The organism is Variovorax sp. J22R115, assembly GCF_030317005.1.
Taxonomy (GTDB): domain Bacteria; phylum Pseudomonadota; class Gammaproteobacteria; order Burkholderiales; family Burkholderiaceae_C; genus Variovorax.
In genome coordinates this window covers 161,874-178,828 of record NZ_JASZYM010000004.1, presented here as the reverse complement: position 1 = coordinate 178,828, position 16,955 = coordinate 161,874, and the positions used below count along the sequence as shown (strand labels likewise).

10 protein-coding genes are annotated in these 16,955 nt (G+C 59.5%); 8 read left to right on the top strand and 2 right to left on the bottom strand.

The features are described 5' to 3' along the window. Positions 1-4: 4 nt before the first annotated feature. Positions 5-709: an ABC transporter ATP-binding protein gene (locus QTI04_RS08435; protein WP_286615072.1), complete on the top strand. Its 705-nt coding sequence runs from the start codon at positions 5-7 to the stop codon at positions 707-709. 12 nt (positions 710-721) lie between these two features. On the opposite strand, the gene QTI04_RS08430 is transcribed toward QTI04_RS08435, so the two are convergent. Next, positions 722-2,875: a glycosyltransferase family 4 protein gene (locus QTI04_RS08430; protein ID WP_286615070.1), complete on the bottom strand. Its 2,154-nt coding sequence runs from the start codon at positions 2,873-2,875 to the stop codon at positions 722-724. Positions 2,876-3,324: 449 nt separating this feature from the next. Continuing rightward, complete coding sequence (locus tag QTI04_RS08425) at positions 3,325-3,516, bottom strand: hypothetical protein (RefSeq protein WP_286615069.1); 192 nt, start codon at positions 3,514-3,516, stop codon at positions 3,325-3,327. A 17-nt stretch (positions 3,517-3,533) separates the two neighbouring features. Between QTI04_RS08425 and QTI04_RS08420 the strand changes: the two genes are divergently transcribed. The 7 genes from QTI04_RS08420 (at position 3,534) to QTI04_RS08390 (ending at position 16,888) form a co-directional block, all read left to right on the top strand. Then, positions 3,534-7,307 (top strand): glycosyltransferase, encoded by a 3,774-nt coding sequence (locus QTI04_RS08420; RefSeq protein ID WP_286615067.1) that lies wholly within the window; start codon positions 3,534-3,536, stop codon positions 7,305-7,307. Beyond that, on the top strand, positions 7,304-8,341 hold the full coding sequence (gene gmd / locus QTI04_RS08415) for a GDP-mannose 4,6-dehydratase (RefSeq protein ID WP_286615066.1): 1,038 nt from the start codon (positions 7,304-7,306) through the stop codon (positions 8,339-8,341). Before QTI04_RS08420 ends, gmd begins: the two co-directional genes overlap by 4 nt. A gap of 87 nt (positions 8,342-8,428) precedes the next feature. Then, a complete protein-coding gene (locus QTI04_RS08410) occupies positions 8,429-9,253 on the top strand; it encodes a hypothetical protein (protein ID WP_286615064.1) in 825 nt (274 codons plus the stop codon). Further along, positions 9,250-11,493 carry a glycosyltransferase gene (locus QTI04_RS08405; protein ID WP_286615063.1) on the top strand — a complete coding sequence of 748 codons (2,244 nt, stop codon included), beginning with the start codon at positions 9,250-9,252 and terminating at the stop codon, positions 11,491-11,493. Before QTI04_RS08410 ends, QTI04_RS08405 begins: the two co-directional genes overlap by 4 nt. Continuing rightward, positions 11,490-12,608 carry a glycosyltransferase family 4 protein gene (locus QTI04_RS08400; RefSeq protein ID WP_286615061.1) on the top strand — a complete coding sequence of 373 codons (1,119 nt, stop codon included), beginning with the start codon at positions 11,490-11,492 and terminating at the stop codon, positions 12,606-12,608. The genes QTI04_RS08405 and QTI04_RS08400 overlap by 4 nt, the downstream gene beginning before the upstream one ends. 69 nt (positions 12,609-12,677) lie before the next feature. Then, positions 12,678-14,174 carry an FkbM family methyltransferase gene (locus QTI04_RS08395; protein WP_286615059.1) on the top strand — a complete coding sequence of 499 codons (1,497 nt, stop codon included), beginning with the start codon at positions 12,678-12,680 and terminating at the stop codon, positions 14,172-14,174. Continuing rightward, a complete protein-coding gene (locus QTI04_RS08390; protein WP_286615058.1) occupies positions 14,162-16,888 on the top strand; it encodes a glycosyltransferase family 1 protein in 2,727 nt (908 codons plus the stop codon). Before QTI04_RS08395 ends, QTI04_RS08390 begins: the two co-directional genes overlap by 13 nt. Positions 16,889-16,955: the final 67 nt, after the last annotated feature.

Below are 16,955 nucleotides of genomic sequence, written 5' to 3'. Positions count from 1 at the left end.
GAACATGGCACTCATTTCTCTCAAAGACGTCTCGGTCAACTTTCCCATCTACGGCGCGGGAGCGGCTTCCTTCAAGAAGACGCTGGCCGCCTCCGTCACCGGTGGACGCTTCGGCAAGGAAACCGGCGTCAACGTGGTGCAGGCACTAAGCAATATCAATCTGGAGCTGAAAAGCGGGGATCGTCTGGGCCTGATCGGCCACAACGGTGCTGGCAAGTCGACGCTGCTGCGCGCGCTCGCGGGCGTCTATGAGCCCTCTTCGGGTGAGTTCGTTCGCCAGGGCACCGTCTCCAGCTTGATCGACCCATCGCTCGGTATCGAGCCGGACGCCACCGGCATCGAGAACATCATGCTCCGGGGACTTGTGATGGGCATGAACAAGAAGGAAATCGATGCGCTCACCCCCGAGATCTGCGAATTCAGCGGGCTCGGTCAATATGTGAACATGCCTGTTCGCACCTACTCCACCGGGATGATGATGCGATTGGCCTTCTCGATCTCGACCAGTGTCCAGGCCGACATCCTGCTGATGGACGAATGGCTGTCCGTCGGCGACGCCGAATTCACCCACAAGGCCGAGCAACGGATGAAGGACGTCGTGTCGAAATCCGGGATCCTGGTGCTGGCCTCTCACTCGCCGGATCTGATCGCCAAGGAATGCAATCGGGTCATCCACCTCGAGCACGGGCGCATCGTCGAGAAGTCCTGACGCGCGTGGACATCAAGGCGCTGCGCGGCGCAATGCCTGGATCTCCTCCAGGCGACTCGCGATGCGTGCGCCAGCCGCCGGCAGCGACAGGTTGGCTTCGGCGCTTGCCTTGGCGCGTGCACCGAGTTCGCGCGCCCATTCCTGGTTTTCGTACAGACGCCTCATGAGCTTCGCCGCTTCCTCAATCGACGGCTCGGCCCATTCGAGGTCGGCGCCGTAGGGTGGGATCGGCTTGCCGAGCTTCGCGAGCTTGTAGGGCACGAGCAAGCTGTTGCTCTCGTCCATGAAGTCCACGTTGCCGGAGAAGTTCGTCGCAATCACGGGCTTACCCATCAGCATCGCCTCGGCCATCGTCAGGCCCAGGCCTTCGCTGCGATGGAGCGAGACGTAGGCGTCGCAGGCGTCCATCAAGGACAGCACTTCGTCCGGACTGTAGACCTGGTCGATCACGGTGATGTTCGAGCCAGCAGCCGCGTTGCGAAGCTCCTCGATCTGTGCCGGGTGTCGGTCGCCAAACGAAGTCTTGAGAACCAGCCGGACGGACTCCTCTGCGCGGAACGCCTGCCTGAACGCCTGGATCAGGCCCAGCGGGTTCTTGCGCTCCATGACACTCACCATGTGGAAAGTGAAAAGAAAGGTGAATGGGGCCTCGCTCAATCCAAAGTGTGTCCGGCTCCTTCGCTGATAGGGCGCCAGCTTGACACCCGGAAACAACGTACGCACGGGAATGGAAAGACGCGCACGCAACCCGCGCGCGACGAACTCCGTGGCGGCCCAGATTTCGTCGACGTCTTGCGCATGCGCGACCCACGAATCGGGGACGGTGTCGAACTCCCAGTACCAATAGGCGACACGGTATGTCCGGGGCGAGCGCTCCGCCAGCTGCGCGCGCTCGTAGGCGAGCGCGAAGAAGGGCTCGGGCTGGACGTGGATGAGGGTGACGTCATGGCATTCCATGCCGCGATAGTCAGCGTGGTGCGGATCGTCGCTTGCGAGGTCCGTCCAAACGTCACGCAGGGAAGTGGGCGCACCAACCGCCTCCATGCCCTGCACCATCGACTCCACCGAGACGCGGAGCCCCGACGGATAGCAAAAGTGGCCGAGCACATTGAGGCCGGGTTTTGCCAGTTCGATTGCCATGGCCTCATGGTTGAATTCACGGCACCGCTGTGCGACACCCACAGGAAGACCGGCAGCGGGCGATCCAAGCCACGCCAGCAGCCGACGCGCAGCGCCTGGCTCGTGCAAGGCATCCGGGTGGGCTGTGCGCCAGACTTCGATCGCCCGATAGGCCGTGCGAATCTGATCGGCCACCGGCATCGAATCCGGCCAGGTTGATGGATCGACCCACGGACCTTCTGCGCCGTATTCCTGGATGAACCACGCCGCAAAGGCATCCCGACCGAACATTGAGGAGCCGGCAGGATGCGCCTGCTGCCAGGCGGGCGTGAATGCGTATGCAAGCAAAAGCTCTCGAGTCGGCTGTGCCGACGCCTCGAGGAACAGCAACCAGATCTCTTCCCGACGCAACTCGGATCCGGCGCGAAAGCAGCGCATGAACCATCCGAAGAGATCCCTCATGCCAATCGGCGTGAGGCCATGCGGCAAGACGAATTCGAAAGCCTTGTTGGACAGGAACGTCTGCCGTGGACGGTCTGAAAGACGAGCATCCAGTACAGCCGGAACTTGCTGGATGGCGACTTCGCTCAGGCCTAGTTCCGCGGCGCCTGGTCCTCGGAGCCAGTGGCCAAGAGGTCCGTTGCCGCCTTCAACAAGCCCCATGGGAAAGCGCTCGCGCAGATCCAGACGACTGCGCCAGAGGTCAATCAGAAATCGTGCGGCTGACCACCGGTCCGACACGTCAGCCGCAAGAACGGCCGGCCAATGAAACGCGCCCATTGAAAGCCCGGCAGCCCGCGCGACCTCCGCGTTGTCGAAGAGGTTGAACGGTGCCTGGGGCTCTGCATCGAGACCGCGCTTCCGACGCTCGACGCGGACACGTTCCCGCTCAATCAGCGGAACGAGCTTCGCCCGACGGTTCCAAGCGGCCAGTCGCTTGCGAATCAGCGGAAGGCGCTCCTTCATGCGCCAAGGTGTGACGATCCAGACGATGCCTCTAACAACCTTGCGGGCCGGCGAGGGAATGATCCCGATCAACTTGTTCATCCGATGCTTGACCCCATGTCCGCTGGCTCCCCTGTTCCTGCAAACGGGTCAGTGTAATTGGGTTACCGAATGTGACGAAGGGCGCGGGAGCGCCCATTTAGAATAAGGTTCCGCCGGCGCGGTCCTTTCCACGAGAGAGAAAAGCCGCCCGAACACCTTCTCGTCCGTTCATAACCTTCAGGAATCACGGCGCCCCTTGCAAACGGACTCCAGAGTTCCGACCCTATGAACGTACCGGGCTCCGAAGCGCCAACCCCTGAACTCAAGCACTAATTAGCATGTTTGCCCGGAGATTGCTTGCTGCGGTCAAGGAAGGCCGGCTCTCGAGCGGCTTGAAACGTCGGATCAAGCCGACCCTGCTTCGACTGGCGCGCTCCGTGGTGCGGCGGCCAGTGCTCGGGCGAGTGGTACTCGCGAGTTCGGCGTTCGTACCCGGGATGAAACCGCGGCTACGCAACTTGCTGAGCACCGGATTCGATCCGGCTCATGCCTTGACGGAACTTTCGCCCGCCACCCAGCTGATCTATCGCCGCCTTCAGCGAGCCCAGCAAAATCGTCAGTACTTTTGATGCGGATCGTTGTTGATTTTCAAGGCGCGCAATCTCCAGCAAACAGTCATCGTGGAATTGGTCGCTATTCATCGGCGCTGGTGGAAGCCATGGCGCGGCGGCCCGGTGGGCATGAAATCGTCCTGGCGCTGAATGGTCGTTTTGCCGACACGGTCGACAGTGCCAAACGGCAGTTCGAAGGACTGATCGATCCGCAGAACATTCACGTCTGGTATCCGCCTCCTTTCGCGGCCGCATCGAGCCCCGGCAGCCTGCGTGCCCGAGAGAAACTCTACGAAGCGTTCATGGCGAGTCTGCAACCCGATGCCGTCTACGTTTCGAGTCTGTTCGAAGGCTTTGGCGATGCTTCCGTCACCAGTATCGGGAGCTTTGCGCAACTGGCGACTGCCGTGACCCTGTACGACCTGATTCCACTGATCTACTCGAGCACTTATCTCGGCGATCCGGAAATGCGCAGTTGGTACATGCGCAAGCTCGGTTCGCTTCGTCGCGCAGACATGTGGCTGGCGATCTCCGAGTCTTCGCGGCAGGAAGGGCTGTATCACCTGGGCCTCGACCCGGACCGATGCCTCAATATCTCAACGGCCGCCTACGATCATTTCCGCCGCGTCACGGTCACTGCCGAGCGCGAGCAGGCTTTGCGGATACGCCATGGCTTGCACAAGCCCTTCGTCATGTATACGGGTGGGATTGATCCCCGCAAGAATCTCGAGGGGCTGATCCGGGCGTTCGCCCTGCTGCCATCCGAACTGCGCACCGCTCTCCAATTGGCCATCGTATGTTCGGCCGGTGCAGAGGACCGCGCCTCGCTATTGCAGCTCGCGCGCGAACGCCACCTCGACGAAGGCGCTGTCGTCATCACCGGTTTCGTTCCGGAGCAGGACCTCGTCGAGCTGTACAACCTCTGCCGTCTCTTCGTCTTTCCCTCGTGGCACGAGGGATTCGGTCTGCCCGCGCTGGAAGCGATGCATTGTGGCGCAGTGGTCATCGGCGCCAACGCATCAAGCCTTCCCGAGGTGATCGGACGCGCCGATGCCCTGTTCGATCCTCGCAACGACGAGGACATCGCGCGAAGCATGGTGCAGGCGCTCACCGACGATGCCTTCCGGACGCAGATGGTCGAGCATGGTCTGGCGCAGGCGAGGCGCTTCTCCTGGGAGTTGTCGGCAACGCGCGCGATCGAAGGATTCGAGCGATTGCACGCGTCCACTCACCGCAGTGCACCGCCCAGCCACGGCCTTCGCGGCCACCGGCCCCGATTGGCCTATGTGTCCCCTCTGCCACCCGAACGCAGCGGAATCGCCAGCTACAGCGCCGACCTCCTGCCCGAACTGGCTCAACACTACGAGATCGAGCTCATCACCAGTTTGAAGGTCGTCGAAGATCCGGCGCTTGCAAGCTCATTCGCAACACGGGACATCGAGTGGTTTCGCAACCATTCCCACGCGTATGACCGCGTGCTCTATCACTTCGGTAACTCCGAGTTCCATGAGCACATGTTCGACCTGCTGGCCGAGATTCCCGGCACGGTCATGCTGCATGACTTCTTTCTGAGCAGTGTCAGAGCCCGCCAGGAGGGCCTGGGCCTCGGCACCTTCGAGTGGTCGAAGGCGCTGTACGAATCACACGGCTATGCCGCCGTGGCCGAGCGCTTTCGGGCGGCCGATGCCGCCGACGCGGTCTTCCGGTATCCCTGCAATTTCGACGTGCTGGCGCAGGCGCAAGGTGTCATCGTTCATTCGCCGCACTCCTTCGAACTGGGTCGCGAGTGGTACGGCCTCTCGACGACGCGCGACTGGGCGCTGGTGCCTCACCTGCGAGTGCCGCCCGTCGATGTCGCCAGCGAACGAAGCCGTGCCAGGGCTGAACTGGGCCTGGCGCCGGAAGGCTTTCTGGTCTGCGCATTCGGCCTGATGGGCCCGACCAAACTCAATCATCGATTGATCGACGCCTGGCTTGCGTCCGACCTCTCACGCGATTCGCACTGCAGGCTCGTGTTCGTGGGCGACAAGGATCCCGGCGCCTATGGACATGAGATCGACCGCCGCCTGCAGGCAAGCGGCCAGCAAGGGCGCGTCGAAATCACCGGATGGGCGAGCGCCGAACTCTTCGCCCGCTACCTGGCAGCGGCCGACCTGGCCGTACAGTTGCGCACGCACTCCCGCGGCGAAACGTCCGGTACTGTGCTCGACGCGATGAGTCGCGGCGTGGCAACCGTTGTCAACGCGAATGGTTCCATGGCCTACCTGCCGCAGGATGCGGTGGCCATGCTGCCCGACGAATTCACCGACGCGCAACTCACAAGCGCACTCGAGGACTTCTTGCAGGATGCTCCCGCACGCAACGCATTGGGCGCGCAGGCCCGGCGTTCAGTCGAATCCCTACATTCGCCTGGCGTCTGTGCCCAGCTCTACGCCGAGGCCATCGAACGCTTCGCCGCAGGTGCAGCGGTCGGACGCGACGGTCTCCTGCAAGCCGTGGCTGGCGGTGACCCACTGCCGCAGGACGCTGGACAGGGGCGCGAGATCGCGGACCTGGCCGCGACTATCGCAGACACGCTGCCGATGCCGATGCCAAAGCGGCAGCTTCTGGTCGATGTGTCCGAACTCGTCCAGCGCGATTCCCGAAGCGGAATCCAGCGGGTCGTGAAGTCACTGCTGAAGGCGCTCCTGGCCGAACCACCGGCTGGCTTTCGGATTGAGCCCGTCTATGCAGAGGTCGATGGGCCACCCGGCTACAGGTATGCCCGCCGTTTCACCATGGCGTTCATGGGTTGCCCGGCGGAGGCGCTGACCGATGCGCCCATCGACATGCGCCGTGGCGACGTGTTCGTCGGGCTCGACTTCCAGCCCCACCTGATCCCGCAGCAGGCCGCGTTCTACCGAACAATGCGTCACCACGGCGTCCGGGTCAATTTCGTCGTCTACGACTTGCTGCCCCTGCAGATCGGCCACCGGTTTCCCAAGGGCGCGCCTGAAGCCCATGAACGCTGGCTCCAAGCGGTGGCCGAGAACGACGGCGCCATCTGCATTTCGGCATCCGTCGCGGCCGAGCTTTCGAAATGGCTCACGGAACACGCGCCGGAACGCATGGCAGCCGGCTTCCAGGTCCAATCCTTTCACCTGGGCGCCGACCTGGCCGCCTCGATGCATAGCAAGGGGTTGCCGCGCGATGCCGAATCCACAGTGCGTGCAATCTCCTCGGCCCCGTCCTTCCTGATGGTCGGGACGCTGGAGCCCCGGAAGGGGCACGTGCTCGCGCTCGACGCCTTCGAGCGCCTGTGGGCCGAAGGAGTGCAGGTCAACCTCGTCATCGTGGGCAAGAAGGGTTGGCTGGCCGATGCGATGTCGACGCGATTGCGACGGCATCCGGAACTCGGCAAGCGCCTGTTCTGGATTCAGAAGGCCAGTGACGAATACCTCGAAGCCCTGTACGCGACGGCCAGTTGCCTCCTCGCAGGGTCCGAAGGCGAGGGCTTCGGCCTGCCCCTGATCGAGGCTGCGATCCACAAATTGCCCATCTTGGCCAACGACCTGCCGGTCTTCAGGGAGGTTGCGGGCGGCCACGCAACCTACTTTCAATCCGACGCGGGTGCGCTGGCTGCAGCCATTGTCGAGTGGCTCGCTCTGTTTGCACAGGGACGGCATCCCCGATCCAATACCATGCCTTATCTGGACTGGCGGCAAAGCGCCGATCAGTTCAAGGCCAGATTGACCGATTGTCCGACCTCCGCGGCAGCCGGGCTGCCCTTGCGGCCACCGGGGCTTCCCGCAAGCCGGGCGCCTCAAAATGGGGCCCCCGCGATCGTCGAGTCCATCGGGCACAGTGACCGATTCAACCAGGAACCAGAGAGTAATCTATGAAAAAACGCGCTGTCGTCACAGGGATCACGGGTCAGGACGGTGCCTACTTGGCCGAACTGCTGCTGAGCAAGGGTTACGTGGTCTTCGGGACCTATCGCCGCACCAGTTCGGTCAATTTTTGGCGGATCGAGGAATTGGGGATTCAGAACAACCCAGACCTGCATCTAGTCGAGTACGACCTCACCGACCTGGGCAGTTCGATGACCCTGATCAAGGAATCGGCACCCGACGAGGTCTACAACCTCGCGGCCCAAAGCTTTGTCGGCGTCAGCTTCAACCAACCCGACGCCACGGCCCAGATCACGGGCATGGGCGCCTTGCATCTGCTGGAGGCGATTCGCCTGACCAATCCGAAGATACGCTTCTACCAGGCCTCGACCTCGGAGATGTTCGGCAAGGTCCAGGCGATTCCCCAGGTGGAAGACACCCCCTTCTATCCACGCAGCCCGTACGGCGTTGCCAAGCTCTTCGCCCACTGGATGACGATCAACTATCGCGAAAGCTACGGCATCTTTGCATGCAGCGGCATCCTATTCAATCACGAGAGCCCATTGCGTGGCCGTGAATTTGTCACCCGCAAGATCACCGACGGAGTGGCCAAGATCAAACTCGGCAAGCTCGAGGTGCTTGAACTGGGTAATTTGGGTGCCAAGCGGGATTGGGGATTCGCCAAGGAATATGTCGAAGGCATGTGGTTGATGCTGCAGGCGAAGGAGGCAGACAACTTTGTCCTCGCCACCAACCGAGCCGAAACCGTGCGCCAATTTGTGGATATGGCGTTCAAGGCTGCCGGCTACGAGCTCCGTTTCGACGGCGAAGAGCAAAACGAGGTCGGCATTGACGTGAAGACCGGCAAAACGCTGGTTCGCGTCAACCCCAAGTACTATCGCCCGGCCGAGGTGGATCTTCTGATCGGCAATGCGGCGCGGGCGAAGGAAAAGCTCGGCTGGGAACCCAAGACGACCCTGGAGCAACTGTGCACCATGATGGTCAACGCGGACTTGCGTCGCAACGCGACGGGCCACTCGTTCTGACGAGCCCGTCTTGAATTCGGCGCTTGATCATTCAGGCGCCGGCCCGAACCGGCGAACCGCGCCACTACTCAACTTCAAGCCTTTTCGATGAAGCAGCATCTCAAGCGTGTAGCCCGTTATCTCGCCACGAAACCCGTCATAGGCCGATTTGTCCACATCGCCGCCGCGATTGTGCGATTGCCAAGACTCAACGTCTTCCTCGTGCAGCAACTTCCGCAACTGCTCGAGACCGTATCCGAAATCAATCACAAGCAAATGCGACTTGATTTCGATCGAAGCGGTTTCGAAAGAACCGCGCCCATTACGCTCCGACAGCTAACGCGTGATGTCGCCGACTTGCGCCAAGCACTCGATGGACTCAGGAAAGCGACCCAGACGTCGGCCCTGTTTGCAGACAAGTCTTGCCTGGCCAAGCACGATGGCGTGCGCCTCGCCCTTGGAATCTTTGAACATGCCCGTGGGCAAGTCCGCATTGATTGCAGGCCTCCTCGAGACGCGGACATCGTCTCCGTCTTGGACAATCTTCAGCTTGAAAATGCCACGTTCGAAGAAATCTCGATCGCGCACTTTCTGGAGCGCTTCTCGCCGGACGAGTTGATGCGCTCGGTGCTTCCACGCCTCCTCCGACTTCTCCGGCCCGGCGGGCAAGTGAAGGTGACCTTCCTCGATGCGGAGTCACTGCTCCATGACCACGCGCGCGGCACAGTGTCGTTCGAAGATCTGCGCGACGCCGTCTTCGGGCGCGACGAATCCAGTGCAATTCATCCACGAAACATGCTCTCCGCGGCGAACCTTGCCCGGTTGCTCGAAGACGCAGGGTTCGTCCAAGTGCGGGTGCTGTCGGAACCCACCAAAGACGGTCCAGCGTACGCGCGCAAGATCGTCGCTGAAAGAGGCAGGGGCGAACTATGAAGATGCCGGGCGCAACCCCTGATATTTCGATCGTCATCAACACCCTCAATCGAGGTGCCAGTCTTAACGCAACGCTCGAAAGCTTTCAATGGCTACGCTACAGCGGGCGATTCGAAGTCATCGTCGTCAATGGTCCCTCCACGGACAATAGCGAAGAGGTCATCGCAAAGTGGGGGGTTCGCATTCGATCGGCGAGGTGCCCTGTTGCCAATTTGTCCGTCTCCCGCAACATCGGCATCTGCTTGGCGCGAGGAGACATCACCGCCTTCATCGATGACGACGCGATACCCGAACCCGAATGGCTGGAACAACTCGCGGCGGCTTACGAAGATCCGCAAGTGGGCGGCGCGGGAGGCTTCGTATTCGATCACACCGGATATTCGTTCCAATATGGTTATGGCGTGGTCGACCGATTCGGCAAGGCAGACATCAACGTAGGCATCGCGACGCCGCATCTTTCATATCCGAACAGCCCGCGATTCCCTCATCTCCTCGGTGCCAATTCCTCTTTCAGGACATCGGCCCTCCTGGAGATCGGAGGTTTTGATGAGGAGTTCGAATACTTTCTCGACGAGACCGACGTGTGTGCTCGCATCGTGGATGCGGGCTATCTCATTGCACAACTACCCAACGCGTTCGTTCACCACAAGTACGCTGCCAGCAACATCCGCGGGACCAATCGTGTGCCGCGATACCGGTACCCCATTATCAAGAACAAGATCTACTTCATGTTCAAGCATGCACGTCGATTTCATCCGTTGGATGAAATCCTTGGCGAGCAAGTCGAATTTCTCCGGTCACAACGCAACGAGATGCAGTGGGCTCTTTCGCACAATCTCGTTACCGCCGCAGATGTGGCCACGTTCGAGAGTGACTTGGAACGCGCAATGGAGGTTGGAATGCGACGGGGCGCAGAAGGGCCGGCGCCTGACTCAATGATCGACGACGCCAAGCGAATGGCCTGGCCGGGTGAATTCTCCGCCTTCACTCCGCATTCGGATATCGACGAATGCACTCTGGTCCTGATCTCGAAGAGCTTTGCGCCAGCACAAAGCGGCGGCATCGCCACATTCAGCAAAGATCTGGCCGAAGCCTACGCAAGTCGCGGCAACATCGTCCACCTGATCGCTGAAAGCAATGACGTCAATCGCGTTGACTTCGAGAACGGCGTCTGGATACATCGAATCATTCCCAAGACGTTCGAGCGGCCACCAGAAGTTGTCCGGATGGGATTGCCGCAGCACATCTGGAATTGGTCTGCGAGCGCGTTTGAAGAAGCGCGGCGCATTGCGACGCATCGGACGGTGCACGTCGTCGAAGCGCCGATCTGGGATTGCGAAGGTATTGCTTTTCTGCTCGACAGACAGTGGCCCCTAGTGACAAGCCTTCATACGACGCTCCACTTCTGGCTTGATTCGCATCCCGAACACCGAAGCAACATCGCGTGGATGACTCATCATGGGACCCCGATGCTCCAGGCGGAGCGGCGACTGATGCAGGAGTCGGATGGCGTGAGGGCAAACAGTCAGGCGATTCGCGGGGAGATCGAGAAGGCGTATGGGTTCCGCTTCGATGACTCACGGACACAGGTCATTCCGCACGGCATGAAGCCCGTGCTGCAAACGATAGGCACTCCCCCCAATGAGGCTCCGGTCGTTCTCTTTGTCGGACGACTCGAACCGCGGAAAGGTATTGATGTCCTGCTGGACGCAATACCTCAGGTGCTCGAATCGGCCCCCTCAGTACGCTTCAGAATAGTTGGCGACAAGACACAGCTTTCCCCCACCGGGCGACCTTACGCGGATGATTTCCTTTCCAGCAAATCCGGAGCTCGATGGCGGAATAGCGTGGCGTTTGAAGGCCATATCGACGAAGCCGAACTCATGAACGCGTACGCGAGTTGTGACATCTTTGTCGCACCAAGCCGCTTCGAATCTTTCGGACTTGTATTCGTCGAGGCGATGCGGGTGGCCAAGCCGGTCATTGGCTGTTCAGCGGGTGGCATGACCGAAGTCATCGTCAACGACGAATGCGGACTGCTCGTCGCTCCGGGCGACGTCGATCAACTTGCGGCGGCGATACTGCGGCTGGTTCAATCGCCCTCATTGCGGGCGGCGTTCGGTGCGGCAGGTCAAGCCAGATTCGCGCAGCGCTTCTCCGCAGATCGGATGGCTGCAGAAAGCATTTCGTTGTATCGACGTGCTCGGCAACTCAGCAAGGAAATCCGCCCAAACCAATGAAGATCTCGTATGTCAATAGCGTGTGCGTACGCAATGATGCAATTTCGAATGCCATCAAGGACGAATTGCGAATCCTGCAGCAGGCCGGGCATGGGGATGTTCGCCTTTTCGCGTTCGAGTGCGATCATGCGGAACTGCCATTTAAGCCCTGCAAAAGCATCGCCGACATCGTTCAGGATCCGCACTTCCTGGGCAGCGATCTGGTCGTGTTCCATTTTGGTATCTACTACTCTCTTTTCAATCTGTTCCCAGCAATTCCTAAGAAGATGCGAAAGCTGGTGGTGTTTCACAACATCACTCCTGCGTCCGTCGTTCCTGATAAGGACAGGTGGTTGATCGAGAAGTCATTTGCTCAACTCGACAACATTCGATGGGCTGACCACGTGAGTTGCGTAAGTCGCACAAACCTTGGAGTGCTTCGCTCTCGCGGCTTGGCCGTTTCGGCCAACGTCGTTCCGCTCTCAATCCATTCAGAACTGCGTCCGCCATTGCGGAAGCCCAGTTTCGACGACGACGTCGTACGTATCGCATACGTAGGACGGTTCACCAAAGCCAAAGGTCCAGAAGAACTCCTGACATCGGTGGAGACGACCTGCTCCGATCTTCAGTCGAAGCGCATCGAACTCGACCTCGTCGGGAATCTCTCATTTTCGGACCCCGCGACGGTGCAGAACGTGCGGCAAAGGTCTAACGACCTCATGATTCGATTCCCCGATAGGTTGATCATCCGGATCCATGGAAACGCACCGGACGAAGTGAAGCACGCCATCCTGCGCAACGCTGATATCTTTGCGCTTCCGACCTACCATGAAGGGTTCTGCGTTCCCATCATCGAGGCGATCTCGAGTGGATGTCAGGTGATCGTCTACAACAACTCGAACACGCCGGACGTCACAGCCGAGTTCGGTACGCTCGTTCCGACCGGGGACGTCAATGAATTTGCGAATGCCTTGCGTTCGATGATGGCTGTCGTGCGGTCGGAAAAGTGGCGCGGCGGCGGCCCAAACAGCTACGATCAATTCCTGGCCGCCGCGGAGCACCACGTTCATCAGTTTTCCCCGGACAGCGTGGCACCCAAGTTTCTGCAGACCGTTTATGGATTGATGGCTGCCTGAATGCCAGGGGTGACGCCCCGCGATTTCTGGGCGCTTTTTGAATTTGGCCCCTCAACACGATCAAGGTTCATGGCTTTCATCTCCTACGCTCAGAACTTCGAGGACGCCATGCTTTGGCGCGCGCTGCGGCATATTCCCAACGGTCGATACATAGACATCGGCGCTCAGCATCCAACTATCGATTCCGTCAGCAAGGCCTTCTATGAAAACGGTTGGCGCGGCGTGCATGTCGAGCCAGTCCCCGAATATGCGGATCTGCTGCGAAACGACCGGCCGGACGAGACCGTATTGCAGATGGCGATATCCGATGTTACGGGAATTCTGGAACTCAACGTCATTCCAGGCACTGGTCTGAGTACGGGCGTGGCGGAGTATGCTGAACGGCACCACGAAAGCCTGGGCCTTCAACATCACGTTCTCAAGGTGCCGATGCTCCCGATGAAGACCGCGCTGGCTTCATTGAGTGAGCTAGAGGTGCACTGGCTTAAGATCGATGTCGAGGGATTGGAAGAAGAAGTTCTCAGGGGCTGGGACAGCCGGGCACTCAGGCCATGGATTATTCTGATCGAAGCAACGGTTCCACTATCTACCGAATTGAGCTTCACGGGCGCGGATCGACTGCTTCTTGATGCAAACTACCAATTTGCATACTTCGATGGATTGAACCGCTTCTATGTTGCCGCCGAACACGCAGATTTGGCCAGAAGTTTGCAGACTCCGCCCAATGTGTTCGACAACATCGAGCTTAGTGGAACCTCGGGACCCTGGTGTCAGGGACTGATCGCAGCACATCGAGCTGAACGGGATTCAACATTCGCGAAATCGGCTGCGATCGAGGAAGAACTCACGCACGCGCTGACAGCCGCCAACACACGGCTTTCTCATGTACAGGCGGACCTTCAGCGAGTTTGCGCTCTGTCCGCCGAGACAGAGGCTCGTGCGATCCGGGCAGAGGCCCGCACGACCCAAGCAGAGAACCGCACGACCCAGGCAGAGGCCCGCACGACCCAAGCGGAGGCTCATGCGACCCAAGTTGAGGCTCGCGCAGCTCATGCGGAGGAGCGAGCGAGAGCGACGGAGCACCACTTTAAACAAATGGAAGCACGTAGCGCCGACGCCGAAACGCGCTTGGCGGAGTCCGAGGAGCGCAGAGACGCGCTTGCAACCCATCTCCAGGCTGTTCTGAACAGCTCTTCGTGGCGCGTAACAGCGCCGGTCCGCTCTATCTGTGCGCCTTTCCATGGTTTCAGTTCTTACTTTCGAGAGCGCATAGTTCCGGGCGTCAAGCGGCGTGTAAAAGCGCTTCTGCGCAGTGCAGCGCATGGTGTGGTGACTCACCCGGTACTCAAGCGCTGTGCTGTGATCGGTCTCAGTTGCGTCCCTCCAGTGCGACGCCGCTTGCAGAGAGCGCTTGCGCCCCCCCCTGTTGCATCGGCGCCGACATCCGACGTTCAAGACATCGAATTGCCGCACGAACTTCACCTGCTATCACCGGATGCGACGTGTATCTATGGCCAGCTGAAGCGACAACAACAAGCGAACGGAGACACCGAATGCGGCTCGTAATCGACATCCAGGGCGTCCAGTCACCGGGTAGCAGGACACGCGGCATCGGACGATACTCATTGGCGCTTGCTAGAACGATGGTGGCCCGTTCGCAGCATCATGAAGTTATCCTGGCCCTCAATGGCCGCTTTCCCGACGCCGTCGAAGAGATGAAGTTGGCTTTCGATGGGCTGGTTGAGCGGAGCAACTTTCGGATATGGCATCCCCCTCCATATTCCGATCGATCCAGCGCCGGAAGCGGCAGAGCCAGGGAACGACTCTACGAGGCCTTTCTTGCCTCTCTGCGGCCAGATGTGGTGCACGTATCGAGCCTTTTTGAAGGAAATAACAACGCTGCGGTGACGAGTGTCGGCACCTTTGTCGAGCAGCCAACCGCAGTTACCTTGTATGACCTGATTCCGCTCATTCACAAGCGCCCCTACCTTGAGGACCCTGTGTTTCGCTCCTGGTACATGCGCAAGATTGATTCGCTTCGTCGCGCCGATATGTGGCTCGCAATTTCTGAATCGTCGCGTCGAGAGGGCATCCTTCATCTGGGTCTGGACAGAAATCGATGCATCAATATCTCAAGCGCCGCATCCGAGCACTTTCGCCCCTGCCGACTAAGCGCAGAGCACGAGTCGGCGCTCCGTGGGCGTCATAGCCTCGACAAGCCGTTCGTGATGTACACGGGTGGCATGGACCACAGAAAAAATCTCGATGGGCTCATCCGCGCATTCGCACTGCTACCGCCAGATGTCCGCTCACAGCATCAACTTGCCATCGTCTGCTTGCTGGGGCCAGATCATCGCGAAGCGCTCCTCGAACTTGCGAAGCGCGAAGGTCTTCAAGACGGCACGCTAGTTATCACCGGCTACGTACCGGACGAGGATTTGGTTGATCTATACAACACCTGCACTCTATTTGTCTTTCCTTCGCGGCACGAGGGATTCGGGCTGCCAGCATTGGAAGCCATGCATTGCGGAGCTGCGGTTGTTGCGGCCAACACATCCAGTCTTCCGGAACTGATCGGACGAGAAGATGCGCTGTTTGACCCCCGGGACGACCAATCAATAGCAGACAAGATCTTTCAAGGTCTAACCGACAGCGCATTCAGGACCACGCTGTCGGAACATGGTCTTAGGCAGGCCGGAAGGTTCTCCTGGGATGAATCGGCCCGGCTGGCAATCGAAGGGCTGGAAGCTCTGCATAAGGACGCTGTCGGTCGACGCCCTTATCGAACGGCGCAACGCGCCGATCGGCCGCGCTTGGCGTATCTCTCTCCGTTTTCACCGGAGCCCGGCCCAGTCGCCGATTACGCTGTCAAGCTGATTCCTGAATTGGCACGCCACTACGACATTGACCTTGTCAGTGACTTGTCTGCGGTCAGCGACCCGGGCCTTGCGATATCGTTCCCCCTTCGATCGATCGAATGGTTCAAAAAGCATGCCGATCTGTTCGATCGAGTGATCTATCACTTCGCCAATACGTCGCGCTGTCGACACATGCTCTCATTGCTCTCAGAAATCCCCGGGGTCGTGGTACTGCATGATTTCCATCTGAGTGAACTGTATGCACCCAATGACCCTGCAACTCCGACTTCGTATGTCTGGATGCGAGCGTTGTATGAGTCGCATGGCTATCAGGCAATAGCCCACCCTTCCATCACGGAAGATGCGATCGACACAGTCCGCAAGTTTCCCTGCAACTTGAGTGTCATACGACACGCGCAAGGTGTAATTGTCAATTCGCCGCATTTTCTTGAACTGGCGAGGGATTGGTACGGACCAGCGATCGCAGACGAATGGGCGACGATCTCTCCGCCCAGTACCCCATCATTCACTGAATGTGCGCAGCGCTACTCGGCTGCGATCGAGCATTTTTTTGAAGACACAAGCTCCGGGCGCTCCCGCTTGGTTCGCATCATTGGCGCAAGCGACCCGTTGACTGAGTCGCCCGATCAGGGCAGCGAGGTCGCGGAGATTTCAAGTGCTATCGCCGAGAGTCTTCCACTCAAGATGCCACATCGGCAAATGCTCATCGACGTCTCTGAACTGACCAACGGTTCAGTGAGGACTGACGCGCAGCAACTCATTGAACCCCTGGTGTTGGAGCTGTTGAATGCAGGTCTTCCGAACTTCAGGGTTGAGCCTGTCTATGCTTCGGATGGCATCGGATGGCGCTATGCTAGGCGCTACGCTCTAGGCCTCCTGAATTGCCCGACGGATGTACTGCCAGACGAGCCGGTCGATCTTCGTCGAGGTGATGTCTTCATCGACCTGGACGCGCGGCCACCCGAGGTGATCGAAAAGCGGGACGTCTTCAGGAAGCTGCGCCACGCTGGTGTGCACGTCACATTCGTCGTAGGCGATATGCTGCCGAGCCAATGGGATCGACGCTATCCTCAGGAAAGCAACGAGCTTCATGAGACATGGCTTCACGTACTCGCGGAGAACGATGGCGCTCTTTGCTTCTCACAATCTGTTGAATCACAATTGACGTCTTGGCTGACCGCGCACTGTCCTGCACGGTCGGATCCCGGCTCTCGGATCAAGGTATTGCATCCGAGTTCTGACAGCGCGAACGGAAACGGCGCGCTCCTCCAAGATTTTATCGAGGCAGTGCTCGACGTTTATTCCCCTGCCTCTGAGATAGACACCGCGAGACGGCAGAAAGGCGCCACCGTCGCTTCTTCACCATCGACAACATCTGACGGCAATGACGGCATCCTTTAGACACCGGCAACTCGCTTCCCACCCGATTCTAGTCAAACGATATCTCCATTAGATTTTCGCCATTGGA

Coding starts and splice junctions, on each gene's coding strand:
- QTI04_RS08435 (WP_286615072.1), top strand. CDS start 5: ATGGCACTCATTTCTCTCAAAGACGTCTCGGTCAACTTTCCCATCTAC.
- QTI04_RS08425 (WP_286615069.1), bottom strand. CDS start 3,516: ATGAATAGCGACCAATTCCACGATGACTGTTTGCTGGAGATTGCGCGC.
- QTI04_RS08410 (WP_286615064.1), top strand. CDS start 8,429: ATGAAGCAGCATCTCAAGCGTGTAGCCCGTTATCTCGCCACGAAACCC.
- QTI04_RS08420 (WP_286615067.1), top strand. CDS start 3,534: ATGGCGCGGCGGCCCGGTGGGCATGAAATCGTCCTGGCGCTGAATGGT.
- QTI04_RS08395 (WP_286615059.1), top strand. CDS start 12,678: ATGGCTTTCATCTCCTACGCTCAGAACTTCGAGGACGCCATGCTTTGG.
- QTI04_RS08405 (WP_286615063.1), top strand. CDS start 9,250: ATGAAGATGCCGGGCGCAACCCCTGATATTTCGATCGTCATCAACACC.
- QTI04_RS08390 (WP_286615058.1), top strand. CDS start 14,162: ATGCGGCTCGTAATCGACATCCAGGGCGTCCAGTCACCGGGTAGCAGG.
- QTI04_RS08400 (WP_286615061.1), top strand. CDS start 11,490: ATGAAGATCTCGTATGTCAATAGCGTGTGCGTACGCAATGATGCAATT.
- gmd (WP_286615066.1), top strand. CDS start 7,304: ATGAAAAAACGCGCTGTCGTCACAGGGATCACGGGTCAGGACGGTGCC.
- QTI04_RS08430 (WP_286615070.1), bottom strand. CDS start 2,875: ATGAACAAGTTGATCGGGATCATTCCCTCGCCGGCCCGCAAGGTTGTT.